Genomic DNA, 11986 nt, shown 5'->3' on the forward strand with positions numbered 1-11986 from the left:
CTTGTCACCGCCGCAACACTCTACGTAGCATTGTGGAATCGGTGCTTCCGGACGCCAGAGGGGGTCACGATGAAACGTATCGCCAGCCTTGCGTGTGCGGCTGCCGCCGCCCTTGCCTGCGGTGTGGCGAGCGCCGACGCGCACGGCGAGCAGGGGGCGTACAGCGAGCATGAGAAGGCGCAGGGCTTCGCCTCCACGCCGCACGCGGCCCCGCAGCAAGCGGCGGAGCCCGGGGCGGAGGCGGCGGGATTCCTTCAGGTCTTCGGAGATCCCGTCGAAGTCGGGCCGGGGGCGAACGCCCCCGCCGTGGCGGTGTGTCCGGTCGGGCACGTGCCCGTCGGTGGCGGCGGCGAGACCTCCGCGCACCGCATCTACCTCACCGACTCCTTTGCGCAGGGCCCGCAATGGGTCACGCGCGGCACGAACACCAGCACCGGCAGCGAGTCGATGCGGGCGTTCGTGGTGTGCGCGGCCGGGGGTGAGGACCGGGAGTGAGGCCCGCGCGCAGAGCACTCCGGCGCGGGCGGCCCTACGGGGGGCGTCAGCCCGTCGGCAGGCCGGGAAGCGGGAGCGGGAGGGGGCCCGCCGGGAGCGGGGCGGGCGCCGACCTGCCCTGCGAAGGCGACATCGTGCTGCCGATGCCCTGCCCCGCCGCCCCCGCGGCGGTGCCGACGGTCCGCTGAACCGGATCCGTCGTCTTCTTCACCGCCGCGCCGGCCGCCTTGCCCACCGCGGGAACGGCCTGCTTCATCAGCTCGGCTCCCGACGCCCCCGCGAGGGTGGTCGCCTTCCGCGCGACCCCGTCGAGGCTGTCGCCCAGGCTGCCGGCGTCGACGGCGGCCAGCTCCCCGAGGTCCGGAGGCTTCGGCCGGTCGGCGGCGTGCGAGGCGGTGGCCGACCCCAGTGTCAGGGCGGCCGCGGCCAGCGCGGCGGTGGCAATGGCTCGGCGCATCAGGTCTCCTCCGGGGGCGCGGGCGGGCTCCTCTCACGAGAACGACCGGCGGGCCTGACGGACACGCACCGTTCTCTCGGCCCCCGGTTCGCTCACGCTCCGTTCACACTCGGCCCGGAGTTGGGGCCGGAGCTGGGGCCGGAGCTGGAGCCGGGGCCGGAGCTGGAGGCGGCGACGGCCCGGAGGAACCATCGGCATGCCACCTCGGCGACCTCGTCCAGCGCACCCGGTTCCTCGAACAGATGGGTGGCGCCAGGAACGACATGGACCTCGTGGGGCGCCTGCAGCCGGTCCGCGGCCGCGCGGTTGAGCCGCAGCACCTCGCGGTCCTCGCCTCCCACGATCAGCAGGACGGGCGCCCGGACGCGGCCGAGCGCGTCGCCGGCGAGGTCGGGGCGGCCGCCGCGCGACACCACCGACCGCACCTGGTCCGGCTTTTCCGCCGCCGCCGTCAGCGCCGCCGCCGCACCCGTGCTCGCCCCGAACAAGTGCACCGGCAGGTCCGCCGTGCCCGGGTGGCCGCCGAGCCAGTCGATCGCCGCCGTCAGACGGCCGCTCAGCAGGGCGATGTCGAAGCGGTGCCCGGCCGTGAGGGCATCCACTTCCTCCTCCTGCTCGGTCAGGAGGTCCATCAGCAGGGTGGCCAGTCCGGAGCGCTGGAGCGCGGTGGCGACCGCCCGGTTGCGCGGGCTCAGCCGCGAACTGCCGCTGCCATGGGCGAACAGCACCACCGCGCCGGCGGAGGCGGGAACGACGAGGTCGCCGGCGAGCGTCGCGCCGTCGGCGGGGATGCGCACTGCGTCGGAGGTCATGGCGGGTCACCCTCCTCTTCCGCTCCCCTCCAGCCTCTCTCCGCACGGGCACCACGACCAGCCGGGCAGGGAGCCTCGCCTCAGGGGGCTTCTCCCGAGGGGGCTTCTCCTGAGGAGGCTTCTCCTGAGGGGGTTTCGCTGGTTTCGCTGACGAAGGCCCCCGCCCTCGCCGCCGCCGCCGCGGCCGCCGCCGCCCGCTCCGCCGCCGCCTCGTCGAGCGGTTCGCCGGTGGTCAGCAGGCGGTAGTAGAGGGGGGCGGAGACGGCGCGGACGACCTCCCGGGTGTCGGTTCCCGCGGGCAGCTCGCCCCGCTCGACGGCCTGCCGCGCGCAGGGCTCCCATTCCGTGACCCGGGTGTCGTAGAAGCGGTGCAGGGCCGCGGCCGCCTGGTCGTCGCAGGTCGCCGCTGCGATCACCGCCTTGAACAGCGCCCCCTGCCGGGGGTCGGCCAGCGTGCGCTGCACGAGGCGGGCGTTGGCGCGCAGGTCGCCCAGCAGCGTGCCCGTCTCGGTGCGCGGGAGTGACTGCTCGGCCATGTCCGCGAGCAGGTCGGCGACGAGGTTCGCGGGCGTGCCCCAGCGGCGGTAGACGGTCGTCCGGCCGACTTCCGCGCGGCGGGCCACGTCGGCGAGGTCGAGCCCGGCGAGCCCGCCCTCGGCCAGCGCGTCTCCGGCGGCCTGCAGGACGGCGGCCCGCACGCGCGCGGTGCGCCCGCCCGGGCGCAGGGTGCCGGGGTCCGCACTCCTCGATGTCATAACGGGACTCCTATTCCATTAGTAGCTGGGCTCTGTTACGGTGAACCCATCTTAACGGGATGTGTGTCCCGATAGTGAGGGGAAGGGAACGGCTGTGGAATACCGACGACTGGGCGATTCAGGACTGATGGTCCCGGCACTGAGCTTCGGCGCGGGCACCTTCGGGGGACGCGGCGACCTCTTCGGCGCCTGGGGCGACACCGACGCCGCCGAGGCGCGCCGCCTCATCGACATCTGCCTCGACGCGGGGCTCAACATGTTCGACACCGCCGACGTCTACTCCGCCGGCGCTTCCGAAGAGGTGCTCGGCGCGGCCGTCAAGGGCCGCCGCGACCAGGTGATCCTCTCCACCAAGGCCGGGCTGCCCATGGGCGACGGCCCGGCGGACGCCGGCACCTCCCGCGCCCGCCTGATCAAGACCGTCGACGACGCCCTGCGCCGCCTCGGCACCGACTACATCGACCTCTTCCAGCTCCACGCCTTCGACGCGGGCACCCCCGTCGAGGAGGTCCTCTCCACCCTCGACGACCTCGTACGGGCCGGGAAGCTCCGCTACACCGGCGTCTCCAACTTCGCCGGCTGGCAGCTGATGAAGTCGCTCGACGCCGCCGACCGGCACGGCCGCGCGCGCTACGTCGCCCACCAGGTCTACTACTCCCTCATCGGCCGCGACTACGAGTGGGAACTCATGCCCCTCGGGCTCGACCAGGGCGTCGGCGCCGTCGTCTGGAGCCCCCTGGGCTGGGGACGGCTCACCGGGAAGATCCGCCGCGGCCGGCCCCTCCCGGCCGGCAGCCGCCTGCACGCCACCGCGGACTACGGGCCGCCCGTCGACGACGAGCTCCTCTACCGCGTGGTCGACGCGCTCGACGAGATCGCCGGTGAAACCGGCAGGACCGTCCCGCAGATCGCCCTCAACTGGCTGCTGCAGCGCCCGACCGTCTCCTCCGTCATCATCGGCGCCCGCAACGAGGAGCAACTGCGGCAGAACCTCGGCGCGCTCGGCTGGAACCTGACCGCCGATCAGGTGGCACGGCTCGACGCCGCGAGCGCGAAGGAAGCTCCGTACCCCTACTTCCCCTACGAGCGCCAGGAAGGCTTCGCGCGCCTCAACCCGCACCCGCTGCGGCGCGCGGACGGCGCGGCCTGAGGCGTCCTGCCCGCCGGCCGGGCGGCGGGCAGGACGGATCCGTCAGGGCCGTCGGGGGGCCGTTCGAGGCCGTCAGGCGGGCAGGGCGGCCTCGACGGCCGCCAGCACCTCGGGGGCGTCCGGCTCCGTCTGCGGGCTGAAACGCGCGACGACGCTCCCGTCACCGCCGACGAGGAACTTCTCGAAGTTCCAGCGGATGTCACCGGTGTGCCCCTCGGCGTCCGGCGTGCCGACGAGCGCGGCGTACAGGGGGTGCCGGTCCGCGCCGTTGACGTCGGTCTTCTCGGTCATGGGGAACGTCACCCCGTACGTGGCCGAGCAGAAGGAGGCGATCTCCTCGGCGGTGCCGGGCTCCTGACCCATGAACTGGTTGCACGGCACGCCCAGCACGGTGAAGCCGCGCGCCGCGTAGTTCTCGTGCAGCTTCTCCAGCGCCGCGTACTGCGGGGTCAGGCCGCACTTCGAGGCGACGTTGACGATCAGGACGGCCTTGCCTCGGTACTGCGCGAGGTTCGCGGGGCCGCCCTGGAGGGCGCCGATCTCCACTTCGTGGACGGACACGTCGTGCTCCTTGCTCTCTGCATGATCAGGTCGCTTCATCCGCGGCCCAGTATGCCCGCCCCGCCCCGGCCCGCCGGGCCCGCCCTCCGGGCCGTCAGTCGACCCAGGCCACCACGGCGAGGCGACGGGCCGACGCGTCGGCGTAGAAGCCCCGCAGCGCGGTGAAGTGCCCGCGCAGGTACGCGGCGAGGTCCCCGGGCCCTACGGCTGCCTTGTGGGGTGATGGCGAGTGGCCGCGTTGCGTTGCAAGTGTTGCAGGCGGGCCTCGAAGCGGGAGTGGGCGCCGCGTACCGCCGGGTGGGCGGCGGGCCCGGCCCCGGCCGGCTGCGGGGGTGCCGGCGGAGCGTCCGGCGGGAAGGGCGGCCCGTAAGCCTCGTACGGTGCGGGTACCGCCGGAGGCACCGGCGGCGTCGTCTGCGTCCGGTGCTCCTCGGCGAGCACCGCCATCAGTTCGTCACCGAACCCGAGCCCCGCCGCGTAGTCGTCCGCGCGGCACTCGGCCCGGCGGTGCAGCCAGGCGACGAGCAACGGGCCGGCCGCCACCGGCAGGGTGAGCCACCACATCGACTCGGTGAACGTCAGCACGTACACGAACCACACGAACGTCACGGACAGGCACCCGCCGCAGGCGATGCCCGCCACGTTCCTCGACCCCAGGAGCAGGAGCAGGCCCGTGGTGATCAACCGCCACACCGTACGGGCCGGCAGCGCGTACCAGTCGGCGAGCATGCCCGCCCATGTGTGCCCGCCCACGTGGTGGCCCAGCTCGTGGGCCAGCACGGCCGCCAGCTGCGAGTTCGGCAGCCGCTCCAGCGCGTGCCGGGTGACGCCGACGATGTGGCCGGCCGCGGCGGTCGCGTTGAGCTCGGCCCGCTCCTGGACCCACAGCTCGTAGGTGCACTGGTTCACCCCGGCACGGCGCGTCACCTCCTCCCACACCGCGCCCAGCCGTTCCGCTTCCGCGGGGGTGGGCCGCCGCATGCGCAGCAGGTACCGGGCGATGGCCGCCTCGGCCGACCGGTGGAAGACCAGGGGCCCGGACAGCAGCCACACCGCGGGCAGCAGCAGGCCCAGCACGGGGTTGAACAGGGCGGAGGCGAACGAGACCACGGCGAGACTGATCAACGCCGTGGGAACCGTCACCACCAGCTGGGAGAGCGCTGCGCCGTCCACCCCGCGCTGGTGCGCCTTGAGGTGTTTGCGCCCTGACTGCAGCCTCAGGTCGTCATGGGCGGGTGCGTTGACCGCGTCGGCGGCGCAGGGAGGGGGGAACAGGGGCCGGGGCGGCGGTACGGGATCCCCTGCCGGGGGAGGAGGAGCCGCTTCCTGCGGGTACGGGGGTGGCGTTTCCTCGCCCGGGTACGGGTACGGCGGCGGGTTTTCCTGGCCCGGATATCCCGGAGCCTCCTCCCCCGGATATCCCGGAGCCGCCTCCTCCCCCGGATACCGCGGCGGAGGCGCCGCCCCACGCGCCTCCGGGTATGGCGGCGGTTCCGGCGCCCCGGGATACGCCGGCGGTGCCGGCGGCCCCTGCGGTGACCCGGCCGGTGCCGGCGGTCCCTCGGGCGTGGCGGGCCGGTTCTGTTCGGGCATGGCTGTGCGCCTCCTGACTGGTCGTGAGGGAAAGGTCGGGTCGGCGGGTCAGCCGACGAGGAGCGCGCCCGGCAGCAGCACCATCGCGGCCGTGAAGCCCGCCGTGCCCGCGCGCAGCCACCCGTACTTGCCGGCGACGATCCGGCTGTTCTCCGTGAGCGCCGCGATGACCGCGGCCGTGGGAGCGCGCTCGGTCTCCCGCAGCGCCTCCTCCAGCGCCGTGGGGCCTCGGCGGGCGGCGCCGCGGATGTCGGCGAAGTGGGTGATCGGTAGGCCGGGGCGCCAACCGCGCGTGCGGTAGCGCGGAATCACCGACAGCAGCAGGGAGAGGAGCGAGCCGAGGAAGCACACCGCGCCCGCCCACCACAGCACCTCCCCGAAGAGCGAGAGGGACGCCGGCTGCCAGCCCCGGACGGCGAGCACGCCGACGAGCACGGAGGCGGCCATGCCCTGCGCCGCCACCAGGACGGAGCCCTTGGTGTCGGCCCGGGCGGCCTCCTGGCGCAGTTCGGACAGCAGCCGCTCGGCGGTGCGCGGCGCGGCGGCGGCCGGCGCGGGCTCGCCGGTCGTCGTCATCGGCCGGGAGGCGGTGTCGGGGGCCGGTACCCGAAGACGGGGCCCGCGTCCGGCGGGGGCGTGGCGTCCCGGGGCTCCTGCGGCGGCGCGGCCGGCGGTACGGCCTCGCCGTCCCCCGAGGCCCCGTGCCCCTCGGACCCGTCGTCGCGCGCGGGCCCCTCGACCGCGGGCGCACTGTCGGGCATGAACCCCCTCGCCGCGTTCATCGTCTGCCTGCGCAGCTCGTCCAGCTGATGCTCCTCGAGCCGGCCCGGTCCGCCGCCGAACGCCTGCAGTGCGACCTGCAGCTGGTTCTGCATGGCGTGGGTCTGGTCCGCCCGGAGGTTCTCCAGCACCATGCGCGCGTCCTCGGGGTGCCGGGCGAGGTGGAAGGCCAGGGCGGCGGGCCCGCCGCGCTCCAGGTAGTACGCGTAGTACTGGATCTTCTTGGCCTCGATCTCCTGCAGCTCCAGCTCCTGCTGCCCGCGGATCAGCTGCCGTTCGTGGCCGAGGTTCTGGTGCTGCAGCTCGATCCGGTGCTGGTGCTGCTCCTGGGCGAGCGCCCGCTCGGCCGCCAGTTCGTCCTCCCGCATCAGCAGGGCGTGCTGGGGGTCGAGCTTCTGCCGCGCGAACTCGATGTCGCGCAGTTCCCGCGCGTGCGTGAGGGCGGCCTCGTCCCGGCGGATCCGGATGCCGCACCGCACCTGCAGCCCGGCGCCCGCGCCCGGCGGCCCGGCGGCGGCGAGCGCCTGCTGTGCCTCCTTGTCCGCCGCCGCGCTGTCCTCCATGGCGTACGCGCGCAGGACGGGCCGTACGGCGTCGTCGACGTGCCGCTGCACGAGGGCGGGCACGTTGCGCTCCCCGCTGGCGACGAATGCCGCGGGGTCGTGCACCTGCCAGCTGCAGGTCAGGGCCACCTCGAAGAGGAACGCGTCGTTGCTGCTGGGCAGCGAGAGGACCACGTCGGCGTCGTGCAGGCCCATGTCCACCTCGTACACGGTGGTCCACCGGCGGGTGGCGACCTCGGCGCGGCTCGGGCGGCTCGGCGGCAGGAAGGCGTCCAGACCGCCCTGGGCCGTGGTGAAGACCAGGGCGTAGTCGATGCGCGTGGTGCGGAGCGGCTTGAAGCGCGACAGTTCCTGGATGGTGACGACGGGGTCGACGAGCTGCGAGTGGCGGTTCGCGTCCTGCTGCCACTGGTGTTGCGGGCTCATCATGGTGCTGCTTCTCCTCGGGACGGTTGCACGCGGGAACGAGTGGAGCGGGGCTGCCGGGTGGTCACGGCGCGGGCGGCGGGGACAGCGCCCCGCGCAGCCGGAGGGCGACGGCGGGGGGCGACGGGTCCGCCCCGCCGCGCAGGTTCTCCAGCAGGTAGACGAGCCGTTTCGTGTCCTCGACGGACACGGCCAGCAGCGGCAGCAGCTCGGCGAGGGCGCGTTCGGCGTCCCGGTCGTCGCCCGCCGCCCGGACCCACCCGCGGAGGTTGTCCAGGCCGTAGGCGGAGTACAGGGGGTCGTTGAGGACCATGCGCCACAGGGAGGCGAGCGACTGCCGGAGCAGCGCGCCGGGAGTGCCGGGGACGGCCTCGGCGCGGCCGAACAGGTCGAGGAGGAGCGGGCGGCCGCCGGCGCCGTCCACGGGACCGCAGGCGTGGACGACCGTGCGCAGGACGAAGTCCCGGGTGAGGCCGCCGCGGGTCAGCGGCACGAGGGCGGGCCACAGCTCGGCCGCGGCGCCGCCGGCCTCCCACGCCCCCGCGTTCTGGCCGGCCGCGAGCAGCACGGCGGCGGCGGACTGGGCGAGTTCGTCGAGCTCGGCCCGCCACGAGGGGGCTGGTCCGCCCCGCGCCTCCATCGCACCCACCGCCGCCAGGAGCGCCTCGACGGCGTCCCCGGCGAAGGCGTCCCCCACGAGCGCGTACGTCCGCACGGCCGCCCGGCGCAGCCGGTGGTCGTTGGTCGTGCACCACTCCCGCAGGATGCGCGGCACGTGGGGCGTGCCCAGGTGGTGGGCGAGGGCGAGCGCGTTGGCAGCGGCCAGCCGCGCGCGCAGCCGTGCCCCGAAGACCCAGGGGCGGATCAGGAGGGACATGGTCGACGGCAGGTCGGCGTGCGCCAGGACCGCCGCGGTGGAGGCGGCCCGGGTGCGGACGACCGGCCGGGGGTCGTCGGCCAGGCGGCGCAGCCAGGTCACGAGGGCGGGGCGGGCGGACGGGTGGCCGGTCCAGACCTCACGGAGCAGGGTGATGGCCGTGAGCGGGTCCCGGAACTGCACCTTCGTCTGCAGCACCGGCCCCCATTCGGTCTCCTCGGTCTCCAGGTAACGGTCGGCCTGGGCGTGTTCGACGCGCTGGGCGCTGGAGGTGCCGAAGACGGGGATGCGGGCCGGCTCCCCGGGGTTCTCGATGCGCTGCAGCAGGCCGAAGAGGACGTCGCTGAGCTCGGCGGTGAGCGGGTACGGGGCCTCGTTGAAGGTGGCGAGCGCGATCAGGAACGCCTTGTCGTGCAGGGTCTGCCCGGTGCCGTCGAACCAGGCCCGCACTTGCTGCTCGGCGGCGTGGCGGCCGTAGGAGGCGAGGCCGGAGAGGGGAAGGGTCCCGCGGGCGTGCGCGGCGACGCGGCCGGCGAAGGCGGCCAGGTCGGCGACAGGACGCCGGTGTCCCAGGACCGCTCGGACCTCGGGGAGGGCCAGGAGCTCTTCGACGCTGTGGCCGGCCAGGTCCTCGTGGCGCAGATGGCTGCGGAGCAGGGCCGCGGGCTCCGGCGGCCGCCACGGGACGGGGCCGGCGTCGCCGTGGACGACGGGGTGCGGCCCGACCACGACCACGAGGTGGCTCCCGGCCGCGCAGAGCTTCTCGCTCAGGGCGCGTAAGTGGTGCTCGCGCAGGGGCTGTTCCGCGCTGGTGGGGTAGTCGTCGATGAGGTGCCCGCACCCGTCGCGCACCTCTCCGGCGAGGCGCCCCGGGGAGAGCCCGGGGTCCAGGGCCCGGTAGGCCGTCGAGCCGACGGCGCGCAGCAGCATGAGGGCGGCGGCGCGGCGCCCGGTGGTCGCGGGGCCGGAGAGGACGGCGACGCGGTGCTCCCTGAGCCGGGCGAGCGCTAGGCCGAAGGGACTGCCGGGCTCCCACGTGTCGCCCGGTGCGCCGGCCTCGCCTTCGCCGCTTGAGTCGCCTGAGCCGCGTAAGCCACCGGAGTCGCCTGAGCCACCGGAGACGCCCGAGCCACCGGAGACGCCCGAGCCACCCGAGTCGTCTGAGTCACCTGAGGGGAAGGCGAAGTTCCATGCGATGCGCTCGACTTCCGCGGTGGGGATCTCGCCGGACCGCTCCTCGTCGTCCCCGCCGTAACGGTATTCGACCTTACTGCCGAGGATGACGTCTCCGGTGACGTGTCCGCCGCTCACCCCGTGCTGGTCGCCGCCGACGAGCGAGCCGCCGAGCTGCGCGGAGCGGCCGAGCATGATGCCCGGGCTGTGGCGGTAGAGGTCGCGGCGGGAGTCCCAGGCGTGTTCCGTCTCGGAGTCGTCGGGCCCGGGGTCGGCGGCGGTCCCGGAGCCCGGGCCGGCCGGGTCCGGTTCGAGGTCTGCTTCGGGGCCGGGGTCCGGCGGTGCGGACGACGCCGCTGCCGGATCGCCCGCGGTCGCCGGGTCGCCGTACGGTGCGTTCACGACCGGCCTCCGTCCTCGCTACGGGGCTCCCCACCGCGGTCGGCCGGCGCGGGTCCGACGCCGGGCCCGGAGCCGCCGAGGAACACGTTTCCGGTGACGTGCCCGCCGCTCACGCCGTGCTGGTCGCCGCCGACCAGCGAGCCGTGCACCACCGGATTGCCGTGGAAGTGGAAGACGGCGCCCCCGGACGGCGGGGGAGCGGAAGCCGGATTCGGACCTTGCGCATGGGCCGGGGGCCGGGCTGCCGCGGACGGAGAGGAGCCGCCCCCGGAGCTCCCGCCCCCGGCAGCCTCGGCCACTCCACCCCCGGCCGCTTCCTCCGCCTCCCCGCCGCCGTCCCCCTGGATCCACGCGGACAGCACCCCGTCCTTCACCGTCACCTCCGTGCGCCGGAACAGCTCCGGCCGGATTCCGTGGTGACCGTGGCGGACCACCCCCTCGTACACCGGCGTGCTCACGGCCAGGACGCAGTGCTCGTCCGCCCGTCCGGCGAGCGCCCGGCGCAGGGCGTCCGAGTCGAGCAGGCGGAAGGCCTGGTTGAGGTCGTGCCCGACGAGTCCTCCGGTGGTGCCGGCCTGCGGGTCGTGGGCGACCTCGCCGGCGGCGAGCACCATCCGCAGGCGCATCTGCGCGCCGCCCGAGGCGAGCCGGTTGTGGTCGTGGAGGAGTTCGGGCGTGACCGTGAGGAGCGCGCGCAGGACCGCGGTCTTGGCCACGTCCCCGCTGATGAGCACGATCAGGCCGTCCCCGCGGTCCTCGCGGTACTGCTGAGTGGCCTCGACGCCGGCCGTCACCAGGGTCCGGTCGACGACGGTGTTCAGGGTGCGCCGGAGCACGGCCTGCACCACGTCGTCGCGGCGGCTGAACCGCTCGATGTCGAGGAGCAGGATGGTCCGGTTGACAGGCTCGCGCATGGCCGCCTTCCGCTGGGGGCGTGGCCGTGAAGGCCTTTGGAGACGTGGGCCGTTAAGGCCTTCTTGACACCGGAAAGATGTCACTGGGGCGGGGTTTGAGGCGACGGAAACTAGCACACTCGCGATGTGACGACGTACACACAAACGCAACACGGCCGATCGCGGGACGGCACCGGCCGCCGCCCCGTCACCGGTCCCCTTGACGCGCCATCCTCCGCAGCACGTCCGGGCGCATGACCACCAGCCCGCGCCGCCCGGTGCGGACGATGCCCCGCTCCCGCAGCCCCTTCAGCAGCCGGGCGACGGCTTCCCGGGAGGCGCCGACCGAGCCGGCCAGTTCGCTCTGGGTGAGTCCGGGCGTCAGCTGCACGCCGTCCTCCGCTTCTTCCCCGTGGCTGCGGATGAGCTCCAGCAGGAGCAGGGCCAGCCGTTCCTGGACGTTGAGGGCCGCGTACTGCAGGCGCCGGCGGTCGCTGTCGCGCATCCGGTCTGCGGTCAGCGCCAGCAACTTCCTGGAGATGTCGGGCCGTTCGTCGAGGAGGCGGCTGAACCGGTCCGCGTCGACGGCCAGCGTCTCGACCTGCCCCAGCGCCGTCACCGTCGCCCCGCGGGGCCGCCCGCTGAGCACGGCGCCTTCCCCGACGATGTCGCCGGGCCCGCGCAGGGCGAGCAGGGCCTCGTAGCCGTTGGCGGCCGCGGACGTCACTTTCGTCCAGCCGGAGAGCAGGATCAGCACGTGCGCCGTGGGCTCGTGCTCGCGCAGGAGCACCTGCCGGGCGCTGAAGACGAGGGGCGTCGCGCTCGCGAAGAGCGCCTGCCGGTCCTCGGCCTCCAGCCGGACCACGAAGGGAACACGGTCCTCGAACTCCATCGCCTGCCTCTCCTCTCCCGCCTGCCCGACGGCTCCGCGCCCGGTCCGGGTGCGGGAAGAGGGAGAGTACGGCGACGACAGCGGACTGAACCCCTCCGGTTGGCGGGGGTGACTCGTTCCCCCGGCGGGGGTCGCGACGCGGACTGTCCTGCTTGAG

General features: G+C 74.5%; 12 protein-coding genes. 2 read left to right on the forward strand and 10 right to left on the reverse strand.

Annotated features, from left to right (window positions below; translation table 11 throughout):
• Window positions 1-69: 69 nt before the first annotated feature.
• A complete protein-coding gene (locus B7P34_RS09330) occupies window positions 70-495 on the forward strand; it encodes a hypothetical protein (RefSeq protein ID WP_106675354.1) in 426 nt (141 codons plus the stop codon).
• Between the two features lie 46 nt (window positions 496-541).
• Here the strand turns inward: B7P34_RS09330 and B7P34_RS09335 are convergent, their stop codons facing one another.
• The 3 genes from B7P34_RS09335 to B7P34_RS09345 form a co-directional block, all read right to left on the reverse strand.
• Window positions 542-952, reverse strand: coding sequence for an ATP-binding protein (locus B7P34_RS09335; protein WP_106675355.1), 411 nt, complete (start codon window positions 950-952; stop codon window positions 542-544).
• 92 nt (window positions 953-1044) lie between these two features.
• Window positions 1045-1764 (reverse strand): dienelactone hydrolase family protein, encoded by a 720-nt coding sequence (locus B7P34_RS09340; RefSeq protein WP_106675356.1) that lies wholly within the window; start codon window positions 1762-1764, stop codon window positions 1045-1047.
• An 80-nt stretch (window positions 1765-1844) separates the two neighbouring features.
• Window positions 1845-2519 carry a TetR/AcrR family transcriptional regulator gene (locus tag B7P34_RS09345; protein WP_106675357.1) on the reverse strand — a complete coding sequence of 225 codons (675 nt, stop codon included), beginning with the start codon at window positions 2517-2519 and terminating at the stop codon, window positions 1845-1847.
• Between the two features lie 127 nt (window positions 2520-2646).
• On the opposite strand from B7P34_RS09345, the gene B7P34_RS09350 reads away from it, so the two are divergent.
• Window positions 2647-3669 (forward strand): aldo/keto reductase, encoded by a 1023-nt coding sequence (locus tag B7P34_RS09350; RefSeq protein ID WP_223267670.1) that lies wholly within the window; start codon window positions 2647-2649, stop codon window positions 3667-3669.
• A gap of 72 nt (window positions 3670-3741) precedes the next feature.
• Here B7P34_RS09350 and B7P34_RS09355 read toward each other — a convergent pair whose 3' ends face one another.
• The 7 genes from B7P34_RS09355 to B7P34_RS09385 form a co-directional block, all read right to left on the reverse strand.
• Window positions 3742-4230 carry a glutathione peroxidase gene (locus B7P34_RS09355; RefSeq protein WP_223267671.1) on the reverse strand — a complete coding sequence of 163 codons (489 nt, stop codon included), beginning with the start codon at window positions 4228-4230 and terminating at the stop codon, window positions 3742-3744.
• A gap of 201 nt (window positions 4231-4431) precedes the next feature.
• Window positions 4432-5403, reverse strand: a complete 972-nt coding sequence (locus tag B7P34_RS09360; protein WP_146166780.1) for a M48 family metalloprotease — start codon at window positions 5401-5403, stop codon at window positions 4432-4434.
• A 468-nt stretch (window positions 5404-5871) separates the two neighbouring features.
• Window positions 5872-6399, reverse strand: a complete 528-nt coding sequence (locus B7P34_RS09365) for a Pycsar system effector family protein (RefSeq protein ID WP_106675360.1) — start codon at window positions 6397-6399, stop codon at window positions 5872-5874.
• On the reverse strand, window positions 6396-7595 hold the full coding sequence (locus tag B7P34_RS09370; RefSeq protein WP_106675361.1) for an SPFH domain-containing protein: 1200 nt from the start codon (window positions 7593-7595) through the stop codon (window positions 6396-6398). Before B7P34_RS09370 ends, B7P34_RS09365 begins: the two co-directional genes overlap by 4 nt.
• 61 nt (window positions 7596-7656) lie before the next feature.
• A complete protein-coding gene (locus tag B7P34_RS09375; protein ID WP_106675362.1) occupies window positions 7657-10044 on the reverse strand; it encodes a hypothetical protein in 2388 nt (795 codons plus the stop codon).
• The gene (locus B7P34_RS09380) at window positions 10041-10958 is read right to left on the reverse strand and encodes a hypothetical protein (protein WP_223267672.1); all 918 of its coding nucleotides are present in this window, start codon (window positions 10956-10958) and stop codon (window positions 10041-10043) included. The genes B7P34_RS09375 and B7P34_RS09380 overlap by 4 nt, the downstream gene beginning before the upstream one ends.
• Before the next feature lie 187 nt (window positions 10959-11145).
• On the reverse strand, window positions 11146-11829 hold the full coding sequence (locus tag B7P34_RS09385) for a Crp/Fnr family transcriptional regulator (RefSeq protein WP_106675363.1): 684 nt from the start codon (window positions 11827-11829) through the stop codon (window positions 11146-11148).
• Window positions 11830-11986: the final 157 nt, after the last annotated feature.

It is taken from the genome of Streptosporangium nondiastaticum (assembly GCF_003011965.1).
In the GTDB taxonomy this organism is placed as follows: domain Bacteria; phylum Actinomycetota; class Actinomycetes; order Streptomycetales; family Streptomycetaceae; genus Streptomyces; species Streptomyces nondiastaticus.